Origin of the sequence: Rossellomorea aquimaris (assembly GCF_008180865.1) — a bacterium.
Classification (GTDB): domain Bacteria; phylum Bacillota; class Bacilli; order Bacillales; family Bacillaceae_B; genus Rossellomorea; species Rossellomorea yichunensis.
This window is the reverse complement of record NZ_VTEX01000006.1, coordinates 288,299-311,930: the sequence shown is the minus strand read 5'-3', so window position 1 is coordinate 311,930 and position 23,632 is coordinate 288,299. Positions and strand designations below refer to the sequence as shown.

12 protein-coding genes are annotated in these 23,632 nt (G+C 41.6%); 4 read left to right on the top strand and 8 right to left on the bottom strand.

Annotated features, from left to right (window positions below; all coding sequences use genetic code 11):
* Nucleotides 1–11: 11 nt before the first annotated feature.
* Nucleotides 12–2,072 carry a cell wall-binding repeat-containing protein gene (locus FZC88_RS21665; RefSeq protein WP_148996411.1) on the bottom strand — a complete coding sequence of 687 codons (2,061 nt, stop codon included), beginning with the start codon at nt 2,070–2,072 and terminating at the stop codon, nt 12–14.
* Nucleotides 2,073–2,274: 202 nt separating this feature from the next.
* Nucleotides 2,275–3,372: a glycosyltransferase gene (locus tag FZC88_RS21660; RefSeq protein ID WP_148996410.1), complete on the bottom strand. Its 1,098-nt coding sequence runs from the start codon at nt 3,370–3,372 to the stop codon at nt 2,275–2,277.
* A 240-nt stretch (nt 3,373–3,612) separates the two neighbouring features.
* Between FZC88_RS21660 and FZC88_RS21655 the strand changes: the two genes are divergently transcribed.
* Complete coding sequence (locus FZC88_RS21655) at nt 3,613–5,046, top strand: oligosaccharide flippase family protein (RefSeq protein ID WP_148996409.1); 1,434 nt, start codon at nt 3,613–3,615, stop codon at nt 5,044–5,046.
* Between the two features lie 1,579 nt (nt 5,047–6,625).
* Here FZC88_RS21655 and FZC88_RS21650 read toward each other — a convergent pair.
* From FZC88_RS21650 to FZC88_RS21625, 6 genes are all read right to left on the bottom strand, one after another.
* Nucleotides 6,626–7,720, bottom strand: a complete 1,095-nt coding sequence (locus tag FZC88_RS21650; protein ID WP_148996408.1) for an LCP family protein — start codon at nt 7,718–7,720, stop codon at nt 6,626–6,628.
* A 164-nt stretch (nt 7,721–7,884) separates the two neighbouring features.
* Nucleotides 7,885–9,720 carry a cell wall-binding repeat-containing protein gene (locus FZC88_RS21645; RefSeq protein WP_148996407.1) on the bottom strand — a complete coding sequence of 612 codons (1,836 nt, stop codon included), beginning with the start codon at nt 9,718–9,720 and terminating at the stop codon, nt 7,885–7,887.
* Between the two features lie 102 nt (nt 9,721–9,822).
* On the bottom strand, nt 9,823–11,877 hold the full coding sequence (locus FZC88_RS21640) for a S8 family serine peptidase (protein ID WP_148996406.1): 2,055 nt from the start codon (nt 11,875–11,877) through the stop codon (nt 9,823–9,825).
* 638 nt (nt 11,878–12,515) lie between these two features.
* A complete protein-coding gene (locus FZC88_RS21635) occupies nt 12,516–16,739 on the bottom strand; it encodes a cell wall-binding repeat-containing protein (protein ID WP_148996405.1) in 4,224 nt (1,407 codons plus the stop codon).
* Between the two features lie 514 nt (nt 16,740–17,253).
* Entirely contained in the window at nt 17,254–18,570 is a 1,317-nt protein-coding gene (locus tag FZC88_RS21630) for a cell wall-binding repeat-containing protein (protein ID WP_148996404.1), read from the bottom strand.
* A 172-nt stretch (nt 18,571–18,742) separates the two neighbouring features.
* Complete coding sequence (locus FZC88_RS21625; protein ID WP_148996403.1) at nt 18,743–19,690, bottom strand: NAD-dependent epimerase/dehydratase family protein; 948 nt, start codon at nt 19,688–19,690, stop codon at nt 18,743–18,745.
* A gap of 323 nt (nt 19,691–20,013) precedes the next feature.
* Between FZC88_RS21625 and FZC88_RS21620 the strand changes: the two genes are divergently transcribed.
* From FZC88_RS21620 to FZC88_RS21610, 3 genes are all read left to right on the top strand, one after another.
* Complete coding sequence (locus tag FZC88_RS21620) at nt 20,014–21,390, top strand: cell wall-binding repeat-containing protein (RefSeq protein WP_148996402.1); 1,377 nt, start codon at nt 20,014–20,016, stop codon at nt 21,388–21,390.
* Nucleotides 21,391–21,517: 127 nt separating this feature from the next.
* On the top strand, nt 21,518–22,918 hold the full coding sequence (locus tag FZC88_RS21615; protein ID WP_148996401.1) for a cell wall-binding repeat-containing protein: 1,401 nt from the start codon (nt 21,518–21,520) through the stop codon (nt 22,916–22,918).
* A gap of 127 nt (nt 22,919–23,045) precedes the next feature.
* On the top strand, nt 23,046–23,603 hold the full coding sequence (locus FZC88_RS21610) for a hypothetical protein (protein ID WP_148996400.1): 558 nt from the start codon (nt 23,046–23,048) through the stop codon (nt 23,601–23,603).
* Nucleotides 23,604–23,632: the final 29 nt, after the last annotated feature.

Genomic DNA, 23,632 nt, shown 5'->3' with positions numbered 1-23,632 from the left:
GGTTGTCCTCCTTAATACAAGACATTCTTCATTTTTTCAATGATGCTGTCATCGACTTTTCCGCCTACTTTGATCACTTCTTTAACACCGGTTGATGGCTGATACTCAAGGATGAAATCCTCTAAATGCCCATCTAATGAACCTCCGACCAATACGATCGGTGCCTTTGTTTTCACAGACAGCGCAGAAGCTGTTAAAGCGTCGGGATAATTCGTTCCTGTTGAAACGATGAATTTGTCTGAACCCATCAATGATTTAAATTTCGTCAGCACTTTGGCAAGTGTTTTATAACGGTCTGTTCCTGAAAGCCTTTCAACATTCGTTGAATATCGTTTAATCGACTGTTCAACCGTTGAAGAAATCGCATTTCCTCCCCCAAGTACCTTCACTTGCTTTCCTTTCAAGTAAGTTAGTGCGGAAGAATTGATGCTGTCCTTGCCCGTCAGCACGATGGCCCATTGATTGGCTGAAGCGATCGGTGCAGCGCCCAGTGCATCGGCGTAATTTTTACCCGAAGCGACAAAAGCACCCTTTACATTCGTCAGCTTCTTATTAATAAGAAGATTCGTTTCGTAACGATCAGCGCCGCCCACTCTGGTAACCGTCATACCAAGATTCGCTAATCGATCTTGAACCGCATTTGAAACGGCTCCCTTACCACCGATCATGTATACTTCTTTCGCATTCAGTCTCGTAAGCTCCCTTTCTACTTCTGAAGAAAGCTCGTCCTTAGCCGTTAATAGAATAGGTGCGTTATCTAATTGAGCTGCCAGGGGCCCTACTGAGAGTGCGTCTGCGAAATCATATGCGGTTGCTAATACAACAGCCTTTTTCGCTTTGGAACTTGAGAAACCGTTAGGATAAAGGTCTTTGGAAACTTTGATCGCCGTTTCCATTCGATCCAGTCCAATTAAGTTTGTATCGTTGATGAAACGATTGATCTTAACCCCATCGATACTCGACCAAATGACTCCTTTAGAATCAATATCAACCACTTTTAATGGTGTTGCCTTCCATTTAGCGTAATCGATTGCGCTCTTCACATCGTAATAAGACCATAAACTTTTTCCAGCCTCTGTTTGAACGCTGTACTTTTTCGATAAGTAATTAGACCAAAGAATCTTTTCAGTGTGCTCATCTACTACTCTAGTATTTTCTAATGTTTCTGCATATTGAATAGCGTCTTCTTTAATCGGGTAGGTTTTAAGCTTTTCATTCCCTTTTTGATAGACACTGTATTCATTTAAATTCTCGTACACTTTTTTCTGCTGGTATTTATCAAACACATATGTATTCGATTGGGACTTGGAATATTGAATCGCTTCGTCTTTCGACTCGTAAATCTTAAGTCGTTTGTTCTCAGCATTGTATACTTCAAATACTTTGAAATAGGAAACAATTCCATCCTTGATACCCTCTGCTGCATTATTTTGGAACGACCATGTTTTGATCAGGGCTTCCTCTGTCGGGTTCGACATGAACCCCATCTCCAATAGAAGTGATGGCATCTGTGTATTACGAATCACATAAAACGCCTGATTATTTCTCATTCCCTTGTCTGTCAATCCAATGGCATTGACCGTACTCGGATGAACCGTTTCTGCTAATCTCTTCGATTCACTTCCATACGCTACCTGAATGGGATCTGGCGGGTATTCAGCTTCCCAGGCATATTTATTATCATAATGATACGATTCGAATCCACGTACATACGGGTTTGTAGGTGCCGCATTATGATGGACGGAAACAAAAACCGTTTGATCATTCTTTCCTCTAGCGAATGAATTAGCTATATCTGTACGCTCTTGAAGACTCAAATACGTATCTAAATTATCGTGAGTCATATAAACATTAAATCCTGCTGCTCTTAGCTTATCCCGTAATTTTTCAGAGATTGCCAGATTGGCATGCTTTTCATAATAACCAGTTGAACTCCCAGAATATCCTGCTGTTCCTGAATCCCAACCTCCGTGACCTGGGTCAATGACTACATTCTTCTCTGCTGATGCCAGAATTGGAATGACTAGAAACATCGTCATCGTAACAACAAGCATCGCAATCTTTTTCTTCATTTTTCTGCATTCTCCTCCATAATATTAAAATTTTCCTTTATTCTACCATTATTATCGGCAACAGTTGACATACTTTTGACATGTTTTCGTAAAGTTTTACATAAACATCAAAAAAGACACTCAATCTCCTTAAATTAGGATCATTAAGTGTCTTTAATATTTATTGGAAATGAAATGATGTACCCCACCGTAATAGAAAAGTTTATCTCACGACCTTTATTATTTCATTATAAAGATCTACCATTCTCTTTGAATTATCTTCCCAATCATAATGATTGATTACATGTTCCCTGCCGTTTTTCCCTAGTTTCTCTCGCTCTGAAGAATCTTTATAGAGATATAATAACTTTTCTGCTAAAGCAGCTGGATTCTTCGAGGGGATCAGATAGCCTGTCTCTCCATCCAACACCACTTCCGGGAGACCACCGACATCTGTAGCGATAACGGGTACGCCACAAGCCTGGGCCTCTACAGCTGAAACTCCGAAGCTTTCAATCAAGGAAGAAATGACAAATATATGAAGAGATGAGATGAAATCAGGAACATCCTCATGAGCGATTCTTCCTAAGAACTCTACATTCTCAACTATGCCCAGTTCTTCTGTCAGTTTCATATACTTCGTCAGGAAAGGTCCGTCCCCGGCCAGTTGCAGGCGTACATACTGGCGCTCCGATCCAAGTGTATCCAAGAAAAGCTTGAAGCCTTTCAGTAGATATTCAATCCCATATTTCGGCTCCATTCCCTTAGCAATCCCGATTCTGAATTGCCCTTCCACCTTCTTCGTTGGATTAGGTTTGAATTGTGTTATATCAACACCAAATGGCGTAATGGACAATGGCTTGTTCTCATCTATATATTTTTTTGTTTCCTGTTCAAGTGCAGGGCTCGTTGAACAAATATAGTCTGCTTTTCTCAAGGCGTACTGGAGGATGATCCGATTCATCACGTTCCGCTTGGGGAAATCATAGATGTCAGACCCCCACACCGATAGAATGTAAGGACTGAACCCTGTTAACGCTCCTATTAATCCGTAGCTAGAAGCATAATGGGAATGGATGAGATCTGGCTTATAGTCTCGGATGATCTTCTTAAGCCTTGAAACCGTAAATAAATATGAAATCTTATGATTCAATTTCAGATTTAAATAGACTCTGCTTACATTCTCCCAAGGGATGTGTTCAGAAGAGTCTTTATGGTTCTCTAAGCTAATATTGATGACCTCGATACCAACCGAATTATAGTAATCAAGCCATTTCTTCGTATGTACATTATTCGCTGGTGCTAATAATAAAACTTTCATAACTCGGGTACCACACTCTCTTTTTTACTACTGGCTTGCTGAAATGATTGACAAGGCCTCTTAAAAAACCGACTGTCAAAAGAAATATATTCAATAATATCGTTTGTGATATAATATACTAATTGATTTGATACTTCTTATCATAATATAAAAAGCGATTAAATTGAATTTATTTGTAAAAACTATATAAATTTTGTTAAATCACAGTGATAAAAATTGTACGTTCAGAGAGGTATTTCCATGTTTAAACATACGTTTATCTATTTTCTATCTAAAGGTGTGCCCGGGATCATCAACTTCGTGGCCATCGCCTTATATACACGTCTACTGTCACCAAGCGAGTACGGTGAATATGCACTGGTCATCGCGGCTGTAACATTTGTGAATACAACCTTGTTCCACTGGCTTAGATTAGGATTGCTCCGCTACAACCCTAAATACGAAGGCAATCAGAAAGCCATGTTCATCAGCTCGATCACAGCTACATTCATTTCCATGACGGTCTTGACGGTGTTCCTGGCTACAGGTGCATTCATTGTCTATACACCTTTTCATTCAATGGCTCTCTTATGGTTCCTGGGAATCGGATTACTCACCATGCAAAGCATGTTCGACTTATTCACTGAATACTTGCGTTCAGAGCTTTCGTCCAAACTATTCGGAGTTGTGACAGCTTTAAAAGTGGTATTATCCCTTATCACCGCTGTCGTTCTGATTAAATTCTTCGGGTTCGGGGCAGAAGGGATCATCCTTGGACTGATCATCGGGATCTTCCTGTCGATTGTCTTCTTTATTCCGAAGTACCTTCACTTAATTGACATTAAGTTGATTGACCGGGATATGATTAAGGAAGTCGTGAAATATTCCATTCCATTTATTGCGGCTCTTTCGATGGAAGCAATCATCCTAAATACAGACCGTTACTTGATAGGCTGGTTAATGGACAAGGCTTCTGTCGGGATCTACGCCGTTTCTTACGACTTGGCCAAACAAATCCTGTTCTTATTGATGATGATCATCAATCTCGCCGCTTACCCACTTGTGGTCAAAGCCCTTGAAACAGGTGGAATCAAAGAATGTCAGAAACAACTAAATGAAAACACGTCCCTGCTGTTACTCGTGTCTGTCCCTGCTACCACAGGAATGATTTTATTAAGCGATTCCTTTACCGGGATCTTCCTGGGAGAATCCTATCAGGGAAAAGCAGCGACGATCTTTTCACTGATTGCGCTGGCAATCTTTATCCAAGGCTTTAAAATGTACTACTTCGACCTTGCTTTCCAGCTCGGGAAAAATACGAAGCTGCAAATATGGCCAGTGTTGGCCGCAGCTGTACTGAATGTGGTCCTGAACTTACTCTTAATACCAGAGTACGGCATATTCGGATCAGCCTATGCGACGATCATTTCATACGTGGTATCCGTTTTATTAAGCGCGTTAATTGGAAAGAAAATCTTCCCGCTTACGTTTCCGTTCAAAGAAGTCGGAAAGATCTTTGTTGCGACTGGTGTGATGGCGCTTCTAGTTTGGCCGGCACTTGCTGTTGATGGCATCTTCGGTTTTATTGTGCAAATTGCAGTTGGAATTGTTGCTTATGGGGCTGTAGTATTGGCTTTGAATATTAATGGAATACGCCAGCTGGTTATGCGTCGTTTGAAGAAATCCCCTCAGTGATTGAGGGGATTTTTTTGCGGGGTTTTTCAAGAATGGTTTCGTGTCCATTTTGCTGGTTTTCCTTCACCTCTGGAGTGGTTTTGGTTCAAGATGGTCCTTGGATGTGGACTTTGACTCTTTGACTAGATGGAAGGCCGATTGGAGTGATCAATCCGTGCCTTGAAATAGCACTCGGCACGATAATTAATCCGGTTTGGGATGGAATTGATCCCGATTTAGAATAATTGATCCGGTTTGGGCTTTATTAATCCGAAATATCATTATTTGATCCCAATTCCAATTAATTGATCCTTCGTGTTGAATTTTCTTTAAATATGTGTGTGAAATTCCATCTACCTCAAGTTCCCTCTCTCGCCAACAGGCAGATAACCAATAGCTGAAAGAGCGTAACTTTGGCTTTCGGATTTTTCTCTAGATGAGTAAGTGTTTGATGTAATCCTTCCATTATGAAGGGGTTTTTCCTTAAGATTGTCCTTTTTAGCTGGGAATGCGGTCTTCGACTAGCTTGAGGGCCGATTGGCGTGATCAATCCCTGCCTTGAAATAGCACTCGGCACGATAATTAATCCGGTTTCGGATGGAATTGATCCCGATTTAGAATAATTGATCCGGTTTGGGCTTTATTAATCCGAAATATCATTATTCGATCCGAATTCTATTTTATTGATCCTCCGTGTCGAATTTTCTTTAAATATGTGTGTGAAATTCCATCTACCTCAAGTTCCCTCTCTCGCCAACAGGCAGATAACCAATAGCTGAAAGAGCGTAACTTTGGCTTTCGGATTTTTCTCTAGATGAGTAAGTGTTTGATGTAATTCTTCCATTATGGAAGGGTTTTTCCTTAAGATTGTCCTTTTTAGCTGGGAATGTGGTCTTTGACTAGCTTGAAGGCCGATTGGCGTGATCAATCCGTGCGTTGAAATGGCACTCGGCACGATAATTAATCAGGTTTGGGATGGAATTGATCCTGATTTAGAAAAATTGATCCGGTTTGGGCTTTATTAATCCGAAATATCATTATTCGATCCGAATTCTATTTTATTGATCCTCCGTGTCGAATTTTCTTTAAATATGTGTGTGAAATTCCATCTACCTCAAGTTCCCTCCCTCGCCAACAGGCAGATAACCAATAGCTGAAAGAGCGTAACTTTAGCTTTCGGATTTTTCTCTAGATGAGTAAGTGTTTGATGTAATTCTTCCATTATGGAAGGGTTTTTCCTTAAGATTGTCCTTTTTAGCTGTGAATGTGGTCTTCGATTAGCTTGAAGGCCGATTGGCGTGATCAAACCGTGCCTTGAAATGTCACTCGGCACGATAATTAATCCGGTTTGGGATGGAATTGATCCCGATTTAGAATAATTGATCCGGTTTGGGATGGAATTGATCCCGATTTAGAATAATTGATCCGGTTTGGGCTTTATTAATCCGAAATATGATTATTTGATCCCAATTCCAATTAATTGATCCTCCGTGTCGAATTTTCTTTACCAACTGTAGCATTTGCCAATCACCCTTAAGGTCCACACCTACTAAAAAACCCACGGAGCATCACTTCACTCCGTGGGTTCAATCTATAATTTCTATTCCTCGTAACTACTTGAATCCTCAGTTTCTATAGATTCCTCATAAACACCAGAATCCTCATTGGTTTCCTCCACCCCAGTTGTATCCTCAACCAAGGCATCGTCACTTACCCCATCTTCCTCCACATACTCTGCATACGACTTTGGTTCTTCACCATTCAAAAAGTCTTTTAATGCCTCGGTATTTGCCTCCAGGTCTACGTCTAACACGGCACCGGCGCCTTCATATCGGGCATTTTCAAACGAGTTGTCGATTGGTAATGTCATGGTTTCGATGTTATCAACCGGATTCAGTACAAATTCTTTTGCAAGACTGATTCGGTCCATCGAGCCAATATTCGTTTCGATATATGGTGAGACTGTCCCCATCAGTTTAGGAATTTTGGATACTCCGTTTAATGACAGCATCTCATCTTTCAAGGCATTAATGACTTCCTGCTGGCGCTTAACACGGCCGAAGTCTCCTTCCGCGTCATGGCGGAAACGGGCATATCCTAATAGTTCCTTACCGTTCAATTTTTGCAAACCTGGCTCCAGAGTCACATTAATATTAGTGGACATTTCTTTTTCCACATTCATTTCAATTCCATCTGGCGCCAGTGCATCTACAATCTTCTGGAATCCTTTAAAGTCCATTAAGGCATAATATTGTACATCTATATCGAAGTTCTCTTTTAATGTTTGTCGAAGGAGTTCCGGCCCCCCTAGGAAATAGGAAGTATTCAATTTATACTTTCCGTATTCCGGTACATCTACATACATATCCCTCATCAATGATACCAATCTGGCCTCACCTTTGTCAGGATCGTATTGGGCAATCATGATCGTATCTGTACGGGATTTTTCTTCGCCCCTCGTATCCGAACCGAGGAGTAACACATTTATCTTTCCATGCTCATCTTTTTTCCCATTAAATTCAGGAATTTCTTCGGATGCCGCCTGTGTCTTGCCGGCATTCATTTTTCCAGTTTGATACTGGAAAAGAAAATACGCTGTTCCGATGCTTAGTCCCAAGAAAGAAAGTGCAAGAAATATGCGGAAGAATCTCTTTCTTCTTCTCATCCGCTGTTTATAATCATTACGAGTCTTCATGTATGTTTTCACCTTTCAAATCGAAGATCAATACGAAAAATAATTTTATCATGAAATAGATTAAAAAAATAGAATCTTACATAAATGTAATCTCTGTTTAATAATCCTATCAAAAAAGACTCTATCGATAATCGATAGAGTCTTTAGGATTAAAACCTACTATTTTAATAATACAGCTTTTTGTATAAATCTCCAAGCTCGTCTTCCACATTCATTGCACCTGGTCCTCCGAGCAGGAAGAACTCTTTATATTTCTCGACTGCGATAAAGTTGTTGACGCTCGTTGGCAGCTGTTCCGGATTAGACAATAGGAGTGGGGCCTTTTGCTTTGCTGCCAATACAGATCCCGATAACGCATCCGGGTAGTTTTTACCGCTTGCGATCAGGGCTTTTTCATCGGGATTAGCAAGTGGAAGCTTCTTCGCGATTTGAAGAGACGTTTCGAAACGATCCAATCCGCTTACCCGCTGCTCTGCTTTCACCTTTTTCATGACGCCATCACTGATGACCCCTGCACCACCAACAACGATCGTGCTATCCACTCCAGTAAGAGCCTGACTCGTATAAGAAGAAACGGCATCCTTGGATGTTAATAAAATCGGGTATCCTTTGACAGAAGCATAAGGTGCCACTGAGAGAGCATCCGGGAAGTTCTTTCCTGAAGCGATGATCGCTTTGTCCGGATTCGGATTTACTTGCTCCGAAATGAGTTGGGCTGTTTCATAACGATCGACGCCACCGATTCGGTCAACTTGCAATCCCATTCCTTCAATAGCATCACTGACTCCCTCGCTGACTGCCCCTTTTCCACCTAAAATGATGATGTTCGAAGCCTTTAATCGCTTGATCTCATCCTTCGTTGATTCAGTCAGTTTATTTTTATCCGTTAATAGAAGTGGCGCATCATTTTTATAAGCAAGCGGGCCACCCGTTAAGGCATCCGGGAAGTTATAAGCTTGTGCCACAACCACCGTATCCGCCTGATCCCAGCCAGACTGGGAAATATCAACGGCCGTCTTGATTCGATCTGTACCAGATAGTCGCTCACCGATTTTGTTTAGTTCGCTTGAAGCAACGTATGCCTCTTGTTTATTGTCTTCACGTTCAACGTTGTACCAGACGAAGTGATTCGGATTCTTGGATTGATCGTATTCAAATCCTTTAAGGATTTCAAGTACTTCCGTTTCACCACTTGGAAGTTTCGCAGACACTTCATCAGACTCAGAAGTTGGTCGTTCTCTAAAACGGGAACCATCTGCAGAAATGACCAGGTCACCTGCTTGATACGAATGTTTTGACGTATGGGCAAGTCCCTCTACTTCATACTGCTTTTTGTTGAATAATAAATAATAGTTTGGCTCCCCGGTGTAGGTGAAATCCGATTTGGCAAAAGAAAACTCGACTCTATCATTCTTGAAAATACCGGGATTCCCACTTACAAGCTCTGCATACACCCGTTCTTGATAGCTTCCTAAGTTTCTTTCGCCTGTCGCCATTTTGATCGGACTATTCTCCTGCACCTGGCCATTGTAAGCTAAAAGGGCAAAATACCAGTTCTCGATGATGTCACGCTCATTATCTCCGACAGTAGGGATGCTGGTAGAGCGATCCCAGTTGGTTATGCCTTTCTCACCGAGCTCCCACTTTTCGTTCAGGATTTTGATACCTGATTCGATATTGAAGGCGATGTCATTTTTCAAACGTTCAACATCATAGCCTGCTGTATCAGTCACCTGCATGATCCCGATTCCGCCATCACCCGAAATATTCGGTTCTCCATCTGACGTGAATTGCTTCCAACCGCTCTCTTCTGCAGCCACTGCCTTCACGATTTCTGCCGGAACGTCATACTTCATTGCTGCTTCCGTCAACAGTCGATTAATTTCATATTTTGATGGGTTTTCATACCCCGCTGCCTTCGAATTGATCGGACTCGCCAGTGTCGCAGTAAGTGCCACCGCTGCTATTCCGGATACAAGCTTCTTCATTTTTAGATTCATTGTGTTCCCCTTTTAATGTTATTTTATTCCATCTTATCATAGTATCTAGTAAACTATAACCCTTCATTGGCAAAAAAAAGATAGAGAGGAATCCTCTCTATCTCACTCGTTCATCATATAATGATCAATTTCCCATGCTTTTTCTATGGATAAAGCACCCGGTCCACCTAAAATATGATAACTGTTCCTACTAGAGAATACATTTATCGATTTCTGTAAATAAGGGTTATGCCGCTTATCCACCAATACAACCGGGCTATCGGTCCTTGCAGCCAGCGGGCTTATGCTAAGGGCATCAGGGAATTTCCCTCCTGTGGCAAAATAAACTGAATCCGAATCTTCCGAAGCAAACGTCTGATGAACTTTATAATTGGTTTCATAACGATCCAGACCGTAAATTCGAAAATGTCCCGGCAATTGATCAACCATCTTATTTGTAAGGATGCCCTGACCGCCGATCACGTACGTCTTAGAAATTTCATTCTCTTTCATATACGTACGAACCGACTGTGGAACCTTGTCTTTTTGAACAAAGAGTACAGGATATTGCATACTGCCACTATAGGAAGCGACCGACAACGCATCAGGATAGTTTTGACCCGAGACGACAAATGCCTTATTGGTTGTGTATGGAATGGCGTCATTGATCGCTACGGCCGTTTCATAACGGTCCACGCCAAATAGTCGAGCGGTCGAGATTGATAGATTCTTAATCTCATTTTCAACCTCATGAGAGATGGCATTTTCCCCTCCGATCATCAAAACATGAGAAGGGTTCAACCTTTTCAGTTCTTCCTTAACGGATTCACTTAATCGATTGTTCTTAACCAATAGAATCGGACTATCCAAATGAGATGCCAACGGGGAAGCTGCTAAACTATCCGGGAAGGAATCACCGCTTGCTAAGACAACAAACGATCCATACAATTTGTTGCCACCGATCGTCAACTCTTCTTCCTGTAGTGAGTTCCAGCCATTCTTAGATATTTCTACAGCTGTTTCCACAGAAGTCAGTCCGTAGTGCCGATTTTTTGTTTGGACATAGCTCAGCGCTTTTTCTGCGTTGATCAAACCCGTTCCAAGCCTTTCGACTTCAGGTAATGGGGTAGTGGAGTTTTCAAGAACATCCTTTACCTGCATACCTTTTAGAAAAGGGTATTGCTGTTTAACCATGGCGGAAATCGAACTTACAATGGCTGTTGACATACTGGTACCATCCAATGTCTCATAGCCACCCATCCATGTGCTGAAAATGTTCGTTCCCGGGGCAGATACATTTACTGTATCCCCATAGTTTGAGAACGTCGATTTAGCCAATGTCGCAGAATCCACGCTTCCTACTGCCAGGACATCCGGGTAAGTTGCCGGGTAAAGAACTGCGTGCTCATCATCGTTACCTGCAGCACCTACCATGAGAGCACCTTTGTCCACAGCGTAATCAATTGCATCCTCTAGTGCTTGCATATTGCTATAGCTGCCAAGACTCAAATTGATGATATCTGCTCCGTTGTCCGTTGCATAACGAATGCCTTTAATAACCGTTGACATATAGGTGGTCTTACCCTCAAACACTTTGACAGGCATAATTTTTACCTTTTCAGCAGCAGAAGCAATACCCATTTTGTTATTGGTCACAGCTCCTACAAGACCCGCGACATGGGTCCCATGTCCTGACGTATCGCCAGGGGGCTCCCCTTCATTCATGAAATTCTTTCCTTCTATTAATCTACTCCGAAGCTCAGGGTGTTTCAGATCAACACCTGAATCGACAATCGCCACGGTAACTTCTTCAATGGGATTGTAGCTTTCCCAGGCTTCCAATACCTTCATTACCTGAAAATCTTGGTATTGATTATTAAAATATGTATCATTTGGCGGAGCAGCTTGTGTATGTACGAGCTGATCAATCTCTGCATATTCCACGTTTTCATTATTATTTAATTTGGTTAGAGTGCCAGGAACATCTTTAGCAGGAACTTCTATGACTTCTAATTTCCCTTCACCCGTGTCCGATGACTGTGTCGATATATCACCTTTTTGATCCTTGTGAACCACCAAAAGTTGAACCTTCTTCTCATCATCCGCCTGCGCAAATCCGTTTGGAAGCAGGATGCAACCAAATAAGAAGATAATAGAAGTGATTATTCTCATTTTCATTAAGCCACTCCTCTCTCAGTTGAATGTCATTTACATCATCTGTAAAAAGTATATAAGATGGTGGAAGGCCTGTCCACGAATTCAAGAAATTTTCAGAATAATAGGCTGAAAGACCTTTATGTTCATATAAAAAAACTTCTTTTCGCATCTGTTGCCATTTTAAATAAGAAAGTAGTAGTTGATTTCCGCTACAGGATGCTCGCTTTCCGCGGGGCTGGCGGTGAGCTTCCTCAGCAGCGCTTCCGGGGTCTCACCTGTCCGGCCATTCCCGCAGGAGTCGAACATCCTTCCGCTGCAATCAACTTTTTAAGCATGACTCTTCCAAAAGATACAAATATAAACAACACTCTTTGCCAATAGCTCTCCTTCCTGGGCTCTGTCAATCAAGTGTGAGCTGGATGGTGAGGGGAATTTAGTAGATCTGGTTTTCAACTTTAGACCAGAAAGAGAGAACGTCGAGAAGGCTTGACTTCCTTTCCGGGGAATCTTGTGCTTGGGACGGAAAGGAACGGTCTATTTTTTACATTTCCACCTATCTAAGACAGAAGGCTACAATGTTTACGAAAAGAGCCTTGCCCAAAAAGATTAATAAAAAAAAGCCACCCGCTATAAATAGCAGGTGACCCTATTAAACTCTATTAGTTTGATACTTTTCCTTGAAGGTCTTCTCTTGCTCCTTCACCAACTGCACCTTTACCACCAAGTACAGTGACAGAAGTGATTTTGTTCTGGTACAGATACTTCGTTAAGAAAGCGTCTACTTCTTTCGGTAATCCATTAGGATCTGTCAGTAATAGTAAACCTGCGTTATCTGTTACAAGTGGAGCAGCAGATAATGCATCCGGGAAGTTCTTACCGCTGGCAACATATAACTTATCTGTGCTATTGGCGAACTCTCCTAGGATTGCAGCCAGTGTACCATAACGGTTCACACCAGAAAGTACTTTAACATCGACAGCTACTTTTTTAGCTTGAGCTACTACATTTTCTGGGACAGCTGACTTACCACCAAGCACATAGACTTTCTCGTCTTCAAGAATGGCTTTCGCTTCAGCAGATAAATCTTTTCCATCCGTTAATACGATTGGCATATCATTCGCACCGGCAATTGCCGCAGCACTTAGTGCATCTGCAAAGTTCTTACCAGTTGCAACGAATACACCGTTTCCTTTGAATCCAAGCTCTTGAAGCTTCGAAACGATGGCAAGGTTTGTACCGTAACGGTTTGGCATACCATCTGTTTCTAAGCGTTCGATATCAGAAGAGTCGATTGAGATGCTGTTCAATTGTGTGAATACATCTTTGGATACGACACCTTCTCCACCAAGGATATACACATTTTCAGCACCAAGACGTTCAATTTCAACTAATACTTCCTTAGAAAGTTTCCCATCGCTGCCTACAGGTAAGATTGGCGCATCGATTGCGGATGCCAATGGACCTGCAGATAATGAATCAGGGAAGTTGTATCCAGTTGAGAGGATAACTGTTTTGTATTCATGGTCATCGGCAAAGCCATCCATATGAAGCTTTTTGGAAACTTCGATCGCAGTTCCTACACGGTCTAGACCTGATACTTCATTGATGATGTCACCGTCTACCTTGATTGGAAGCAGTGATAATACTTCATCCGTTTTTGCATCAAGTAAATATACTGCTCCGATTGATCCAACTGACTCAGATGGAGTTGTAATCTTTACATCTGTCGTTAAAGATTTTCCAACTTTAAGGTTTTGTGAAGCATTGGCTTCTACTTTCCCTTTCCCTTTTTCACCAGGGGACAGTACGCCAAACTCATTGACTGATAGATCAAGAGTTGTCGTCGGATCCATTGTTGCATAGCCTTCAATGGCAATTGTGTACGTATCATTCGGTAAAGAAGTCAATGAAACTTTTTCATCAGATGTCGCACCTGCAGAGTAAGCTACCTGGTTACCTTTAGAATCAAAGATATATAGATCTACGTCATCAGTAGAATGTGATGGGTTTGAAGTTTGAACTTCTAAAGATACGTTGTTCTTCACTTTGATATCTTTGTAGTAAAATGCATTGTTACCTGGTACTTCTACCTTCTCGGAAGAAAGCTTAGGCGTGCTGAATGGTGCACCGACAACCTTCACTTCTCTCGCTTCAGATAAGTAGTTTGAGAATGTTACAGATTTCGTCATTTCAGTGTCAGAAGAAACATTCCCTAAATCGATTTCACCTGGTTCAGCAACCACATCCTGAACAACAGCCTCTAATTGATATTTATTTACTTCTTTACCTGCTTCCGGTCCGGAAGTCCCATAAACATGTACTTCCCATACCCCTGGTTTAGGAGACTTGAAGACGTGGTCTTCAACGCCCAATCCACCGGCACCGTATCCAGCATACCCTTGGAACTCACTTACTTCCACTCCGTCAGGATTGAAGACGATCGCGCGTACGCGGCCTTTATAATCATCATTTTCACTGATTGCATTCAGTGAGAAACGAACTTCACTTACACCTGGTTTTACGTCAAATGTATAGCCTTTTGTTTGAGAAGATTGTACTTCACCTTCTTCGCGGAAGCGGAAACGATTTTCCTGGTTAAACTCATGACCCGTAACAATTGTTTGAGCTGATCTAGCTTCTACATAAGGAGTAGACGCATCATCAAAGACTAATGTCTCAGCATTTACGCCTGTCTCTAATTTCGACGCATCGTAGTCAACTGTAATCGTTTTGCTTTCTCCAGCTTTAAGATCTACTTTCGATACAGATGGCTTGATCCAATCGCCAGTAGGAGATACATCCAGGCTCTTATCTTCATCCGTCTTGTTCTCTACTAATACTTCAACGGTTTCAGGAATTTCTTTATTTCTTACATATAGACCCGGACCGCCGGACACTTTCTCTCCGTGATAGACCGTTACGTCTACATCTTTAATATCTGTGATGAAGTTCTTGCGCAGATACTCATAAGCTGCCGGAACATCAATCAGTCCGCCACCTTCTTGAGCACGGTTGTATCCATCTAAATGATTAGCCGTTTCAATCAATGCTTCACGGGCAATTTCATAATTAAATGGAATACGATCTTTCTCAGCTGCAGATTTCAGCAACGCTACAGCTCCAGCAACATATGGTGAAGACATACTTGTACCCTGCATCACAACGTACGGTCCATTTTGTACCGGATGAGCAGCAAATGCAGATCCAGGTCCAACGATATCAGGCTTTTGATTCCCAGCTTCGTTCGGCCCTACAGAAGAGAAGTACCATAATCCTTGTCCCTCTTTAGGAGTACCGTCTGCATTTTTACCATATGGATAGGAATTGTATTCTTTTGCCCACATGTCAGCCGTGATATGTGCACCAACAGAAATGATAGGAGCTACGTCACCAGGTGATCCAACTGTGTCTGCACCAGGCCCGGCATTTCCAGCAGATGTAACGAATACGATATCTGTATCTTCACTTAGGACTGTCATTAATTCTCCATAGGATCCCAGACCATCATTTAAATCCGGTGAAGAACCTAAGCTTAAGTTAGCAACATCGACGCCAAATCCGCCTTCTGATTCAGGAAGCGCCGCATCGACCATAGCCTTTTGGATACTGAATGTAGGGGCTCCGCCAGCTGCTTTGAACACACGCATACCGACAAGCTCGGCTCCAGGGGCAACCCCTTCACCGGCAACGGCACCGAAGGCATTCGCTTTTGCCGGACCGTTTGCGGCAGAAATACCCGAAACGTGTGAACCGTGCCCGTTGAAGTCCGTGAATAGATTGATCTTCTTCAGACCTGCACCGAACCAGTTCAATTCCATATCATTGACACGGAAGTTCGCTCCAAGCTTCTCATCTTCTACATTCACATCGAATGTACCTGTTTCATTATTCGCATAGGCTGTTTCGTCAGTGAAGTCATTATCCATATCTGTATCGATATAGACTTTGTCCCCTGCCAATAAAACAGAGAAGTTATCAGAATTTCCATTTGTCCCATCGGCATTTAAATCCTGATTCGTCCAGTTAGCATTCCCCTGAGGATAAGGATTTGTTTCAAATGCCGTTTTCCCGTAGTGTAATTTATCATCGGAAGCGTCAATCCCTGCTGTATTATATGTAGTTTCCCCTACTGTAATGGAGTCACCTTCAGCATGTCCTTTATCGAATAGCACGTCTCCCTCGGAAAGATAATTGACACCCTCACCTAAGTATTTTTTATAGCGCTCTTCAATGCCATAAGCAAGTTGACGATTCGAAATGGTGTAGTCTCTTACAGCGACAATCTTAGAATCACCATATTTACGTGTTCCTTCTTCAAGACCCTCTGTGAAGGATTCATGACCCGGATCGGGACCTGAGTCAATGATTCCGATACGTGTACCACTACCATCAAACTTATCGTGGAAATCATCTACTCCGGTCGGAGCATGAGTTTCTGCCTGATTAGGTTTTACAACCGCATCTTCATCGACCTTATTTTGATCCTTCACGGCTAATTCAGGATCCTTGACCTCGCCTAATTCGATTTCAGCATTTTTACCCACTGTACGAACACTCTTAAGGTCAAGAACTTCCATCACTTTGCGTGTAGGTACATCCGCTAAGTAAACATAGTTCTTATAATTCTGTTTTACCTTAACGCCAAGCTTCTCTAATTGACTAGTCGCATCTACTTTACCGTTACCTACGATGACAAGCTCTTGAACAGCCTGCTCACTCATAGAAAGTGCCACAACCTCTGAGAAATTCGAAACTTTGAACTTTTTCGTTTCCTGTAAAGCAGCTTCTGCTTTATCAGGATTGAAAGCTGTGATTCCAGCGAATGAGGAAGTTACCAAAGCAGCACTGGCCATAACCGAAAATACCTTTTTCTTAAACGTCAATCCCTTTTCCCCCTTGATAGATTAATAGTAGTGGTCCGAAATACTCCGCATCTTCCAAAAAAATATAATTATGGAAAAATTCGAACTCTATTTTCCATTTTAATCTCAGTTAGTTCTTTAGTCAATAAAAGGAGACGTTATTTTCAGAAAAAATAATATATTTTTACTATTGTGTTTTCAAGCTTGATTAATTATATAAACTGTATTTATAAACATTGGCTCTTAGGGAGTGGTGGTCGATCTCCGCTCCAGGTGCTCGCTTTCCGCGGGGCGTGAGTTGAGCCTCCTCGGGCTTTGCCCTGTGGGGTCTCAACTTTCCCGCTATTCCCGCAGGAGTCGAGCACCTTCCGCTCCAATCAACATCATGGTAAATATTTCACCTTTCAGAAAACATAGTACGAATTCAACTATCTATTAGAATAAAATATTAAAAAGAAAATGTTTAAGGACTATTGAATCGGGTAAAAAGAAAAAAACTGCTTGCCATGTGACAAACAGTTTTACTATCATTCTATTAATTTACAACCTTCACTGCGCCCAGATAACGAGGCTTCCAATATACGTTACTCATACTTGTGATTTCTACTCCATCATTACCAGCATGGATGAACTGGTTGTTTCCAATATAGATTCCACCATGTGACGGGCCGGGCTTGTACGTTTCAAACATGACAATATCCCCGACTGCGGGAGAGCTTGACCGGCTTCCAAAATTCCAGATGTCCGATGTCGTTCTAGGCAGATCAATATCATATTTATCATATACATAATTTAAATAGCCACTGCAATCAAAACCACTTGGAGTCGTTCCACCCCATTTATAAGGTGTCCCAATATACTGTTTCGCCGTCTTGATTAAACCATCTGTATCAAAACCAAATAGACTTTGGGCTTTCTCAGAAATCACGGACGTCCCGCCAATGATCGTAAACTGATTAATACCCAATTTATCAACTGTTGACTTCACAGACGATGGGACATTATTGGATTGAACCAGCATAACAGGTGAACCTTTCTTGGCTGCAAGGACAGATCCCGTCAACGCATCTGCATAGCTTTCGCCTGTGGCAATCACTGTACTATTTGAAGATGAGTAATATTTCTCGGCGACTTTTGCTGCCGTATCATATCGGTCTTTCCCTGAAATACGGGTGGCCCGTGGTAATTGATTCTTGACGCCGTCACTTACCACGCCTTTGCCTCCTACAAGAATAGAAGAACTATATTGATTTAACGCTTTCTTGGTCTCTTCAGGGACATGGTTTTTTTCTGTTAATAGAATCGGCATTGATTTACTTGCAGCAACAGGTGCAACCGCCAGACTGTCCGGGAAATCCCTTCCATATGTAACAATGGCTTGTGATCCACCTACTAATGCAGCGATTTTCGCCGCTGTTTCATATCTGTTTTCCCCTGCCACCCTTGTAGCGGTAATCCCTAAACTCTTAAGCTGAGCTTCGACTGAGGATGAAATGACAGAACTTCCACCTAATATGTATGCTTTACTTGGCTTTAATCGTTTTAATTCTTGTTTCACACTATAAGGAACGCTATCTTTTGTTACTAATAAGATAGGCGCATTATATTTGTCCGCTAACGGTGCGCCTGCTAACGCATCCGGAAAATTATTTCCCACTGCGATGACGACGGTCTTTGCACCACTGCTCCACCCTTGCCTGGATACTTTAACTGCCGTTTCATACCGGTCTGCACCACTTACTCGATCTATCTGTGTACCTGCAGCTGATGCAGGGTTCTGGAAAAATAATAGGAACATGAAACTTACTACCGTGACGAAAGTAATAGATACAGGTTTGCGATAATTAGACATTTCTCAATTCCCCTTCTCTATAAATCTACAAAAACAATCTTATCATTAAAATTTTCAAAATAATTTTACAGTTATGTAACAAAATTCGTCATATTTACCCCTTTTTTGTAATATCCCTTCCTGTAAACGACACAAAAATGCCCGTTTCTGCAGTAGAAACGGGCATTTTTCGTTATTCGTTTTCTTTATTCCAATACTCCAAAAGTCCTTCTCTCATAGTGAACTTTGGATCGAACCCTAAAGATTTAAGCTCAGAAATATCAGAGTAGGATTCTTTAATATCTCCTGAACGTTCTTCCAATTGTTCGATAGGAAGCTTTGTATTCGTAATCTCTTCATACATGCCAATCAATTCGTTTAAACTTGTCGATTCCCCTGTGCCAACGTTGAATACCCTGCCGATGGCCTCTTTTGATTCTGAAACGAGAAGGTTTGCTTGAACAACATCTTTTACATAAATGAAGTCTCTGGTTTGTTCTCCATCTCCATATAAAGTGAAGTTGGTTTCTTCATTGTTTACTAACTGCTTGAACTTGTCCGTTAAGATCGATACGACACCAGAGTATGGTGAAGATGGATTTTGTCTGTTTCCAAAGACGTTGAAGAATCGAACCGCCGTTGTAGGTATATCATACAAGCGGCTGAATGCCAGCACATATTGCTCTGAGGCAAATTTATCGATGGCATAAGGCGTCAATGGTCTGATCGTCGATGTTTCTTTCTTGGGAAGTGTTGGCTCATCTCCGTAAACCGCTGCAGACGAAGCGAAAACAAAACGCTCCAAACCTCCTTGTTTCCGGGCTTCTTCCAATAAGTATAAGGTCGCTTCCAAGTTGGTTTGATGTGTATGAAGGGGATCTTCTACTGAAGCCGCTACACTGGCAATCGCCCCTAAATGGAAGATTTTTTTGAATTGGTGTTGTTGAAATAACGATTGGATGGTTTCTTTAGAAGAAATATCTCCTTCTACCACTGTTAAGTTATCGTCCTTCGGCAGGTTATCCATTGAACCCATTGAGAAATTATCTATCACTACCACTGTTTCGTTATTGTTTAACAAATCTTCTACAATATGAGAGCCGATAAATCCGGCCCCGCCTGTAACAAGGATCTTGCTCATTTATGTTGTTCCCCTTTCAGTATGGAGAGTTATTCTTTATTTTTTCACTCTTGTAAGTATAGCAAAATTCACAACACGATTCTATGCGGTCATTAAAATGTAAAACATCCTTAATTTTCACCCTAATCACCCTTCCTGAATTCCCTTCCATTCATGTCAAAAAAGGGCGAAAAATATTTATTTGCAACTATCTAGTCAAACGTTCAAAACGCTATTATACTATTCTAGATGTTATGAAAATTGGTATGGGAGTACCAATGACATCAGCTTTAGTACAGTTTTATCTAAAAATAGAAAGAACATAACAATCGGGGGAAAGAAAGATGAAAAAGTGGTTTATTGCTTCAGTGGGTTCAGCGTTACTTGCTTCAAGTTTATTCAGCACATCTGTCCTATCGGAAAGCCCTTCCCAACAAAAGATGGAGCTTTTAGGGTACGATCGTGAAGGTTTCTTCGTTGAGGAAGAGCCAAACAATTCGTTTGCCAGTTCCAATGAAATTTCTCTTGAGGATGCCATAAAAGGGACCTTCCCTCTAGACGATGTAGATATGTATAAGTTTCAAGTCGACACTGAAGATCCATTGATTATATACGGGGGATCATGGGATGAAAACCCTGGGATTCTATTAGATGTCACTCTTTATGATGAGAACAAAAATGTGATTGAACCAAATGAAATGAGCTCAAATCTGAGAGATGGATTAATAGCCGATTACACTGTTACTACTGGTACTTATTATATGTCTGTAAAAGATAAGACGAATTCGGCGACTGGGGAAGAGTATGTAGTCGTTGCGTCACAATTCTTATTTGAGTCTTACGTAGACCGGATATTTGGTAAAGACCGGTATGAGACCGCTCTCGAAATTGCTTTACAGGGCTGGGGATACGGAACAGATGAAATCATTTTAGCTACAGGAAGCAATTTCCCTGATGCTTTGGCCGGTGCACCGCTTGCCTATCATAAAGACGCTCCTATTCTATTAACTACGAAGGGTTCCCTTCATCCATCAGTGGAGGAAGCCATTTTTGAATTAGGTGTCAATAAGGTGACGATCCTTGGTGGGGCGGGCGTCATTTCGGATCAAGTAGTGAAGGAATTAAGAGCTTTGGATGTCTCCGTTACACGCATCAATGGGAAAGATCGCTATGAAACGGCCGTAGCCATCTCTAAAAAGCTGCCAAATAATGACGCAGCCGTAGTCGTCAACGGAAAGAACTATCCAGATGCACTATCCATTGCGTCCATTGCAGCACAAAACGGATATCCTATTCTCTTATCTGATAAAGATAGTATTCCTGCAGCAACGCTGACACAGGCGAAGACATATGAAATGAACTATGTTATTGGAGGGACAGGTGTCATCAGTAATGCAGTTTCCAGAAAGCTGAACGACCCAACGAGGATTGCAGGGAAAAATCGCTATGAAACGAATGCAAATATCATTCGCGATTTCTACGTTCCTACCACCTTCGTCTTCGTTGCTACCGGTACTCAATTCGCGGATGCGTTAACAGGTTCTGTTCTTGCAGCTAATTGGGGAGAGCCATTGTTACTGACCACACCATATGAGTTACATCCTGAAATCAGGGACTTGATGGTGGATTATACATTCGGGGCGACGATCCTTGGTGGAGAGAAAGCGATCCAGCCTAATGTCGAGAACGAGATTTGGTCCATTTTAGAAGGAAATGAATAATGCTGAACGCGCTCTCGTGAAGGGCGCGTTTTTTTCATATTCTCTTAAACTAGCCATTTACAGTGTGTTAAAATGAGATGGTAAAGATTTAACAAAAATAGAGAGAATATCTAAATGGGGGAAAAAGATGAAAAAGAGGTTTATTATTTCGGTTGGATCCGCCTTGCTGGCATCCAGCTTATTTAGTGCGTCCGTATTCGCAGATAAACGTACAGATACACTACCACCGACAATGGAATTTTTAGGAAATGAAGAAGAATTATTAGTATTGGAAAAAGAACCAAATAATACGTTTGAAGCTGCAAATGATATTACGGCTGGCGATCTTTTCAATCCTGCCTTTATAAAAGGATCCCTTCCTGAAGATGATGTAGATATGTATAAAGTAGTGCTGGATACCGACAATCCATTATATTTATCCGGTTGGTTTTGGCAGGAAACAATCAGTATCCCAATGGAAATCACTTTATATGATGAGAACAAAAAAGCCGTTGAACCCAACGAATTCTTTGTTAATGAAGAAAATGGATATTCTGCCTTTTACCCATCCACGTCTGGAACTTACTATGTTTCTGTGAAGAATAAAAGTGATTTGGGAGTGGATAAAGAATATACGTTGATGGTGTCCCAGTTCTATCTCGAGCCTAATGTAGAACGGATTTACGGTGCGGATCGCTATGAAACGGCTCTTCAAGTTGCATTAAAGGGGTGGGAATCGGGTAGTGATGAAATGATTTTAGCTACCGGGACCAATTATCCTGATGCCCTGGCCGGAGCACCGCTTGCTTACCATAAGGGTGCTCCGATTCTATTAACCTCCAAGCAAACTCTGCATTCTTCAGCCAAAAAAGGAATTGAAGAATTGGATGTCGAAAAAGTAACCATCCTTGGGGGCGCAGGCGTGATATCTGATAATGTAGTAGAGGAAATTAAAGATTTGGGGGTTTCTGTTACCCGTATCAGCGGAAACAATCGTTATGAGACAGCCGTTGCCATTTCTAAATCTCTTCCCAATCATGAGGCAGCGGTTGTCGTAAGTGGAAAGAACTACCCTGATGCCCTTTCCATTGCTTCCATCGCTGCACAAGAGGGCTATCCGATTCTGTTATCCGAGAAGGACATAATCCCTGCTTCCACCCTTGCTCAAGCGAACACATATAAGAAAAACTACGTCATTGGCGGAACAGGTGTCATCAGTCAGTCCGTCATGACTAAATTAAACCATCCAACAAGAATTTACGGTATGAATCGCTATGAAACGAACGCCAGCATCATTCAGAATTTCAACGTCCATACTGGTTCTGTGTTCTTTGCAACCGGGACTCAATTTGCCGATGCATTAACAGGCTCCTCCCTTGCAGCACATATCGGTGAGCCTTTATTATTGACTCCCCCGGACAGATTACATCCAGCAATCAAAGATCTGATGGTTGATTACACTTATGATGTAAAGATCCTTGGCGGAATCAAAGCCATTCAGCCTAATGTAGAGAAGGACATTTGGGCAGTCCTTGAAGGCAACCAATAATCCGTAGAGTACGCGTTCTATTCAGAGCGCGTTTTTTTACACAGAATAATATATAGAATTTTCTGTATTTTAATGGTAGAATAGTAGCAAGTTTCAAACCTTACATAAGAAAGAAGGCACATAACCCATGGAGTCCCTCACGCAATCAGTTGCTACCATCTTTAAGAAACTAGTTATACATCTAGATAAGGACAAACTTCGAGAAGAAATAAATAATCATTTACTTCAAACGATAAAAAGCTCATCAACAGAGGATGAATACACCCATAACTTGATGAAGGCCATTGTATTTCAGGTTGAAACGACAAATGCCCTTCATGGAATTCTGCAGCCACTTTTGTTAAATGAAAAATATCCTAACCTAGACGGCGTTTCACAACTTATTAATCGCGCTCAAGTGCGCATTGAAAATGGAATGGATGAACTAATCCCCCTTTATCAAGAGCAGATCAAGAGTGAAGAATCCAATTATGATCTCATCACACAATTGGAAATATACTTTACGACGACCTTCACAGAACTTCGATTAACGTACCGTTTTATCGACGCATTCGGTACAGAGAGCAATAAAGAGTTGTTCCAACCTTTATTTGATTTTCCGGCTGAAGAGGTTGGAGAAACCATTCTGAAATACACAAGAACCTATGCCAGCCTTATATTTGAAAAGACTTTAAATCAGAAATAGAAGAAGGTCCGTCCCTCAATGAGAGGGAC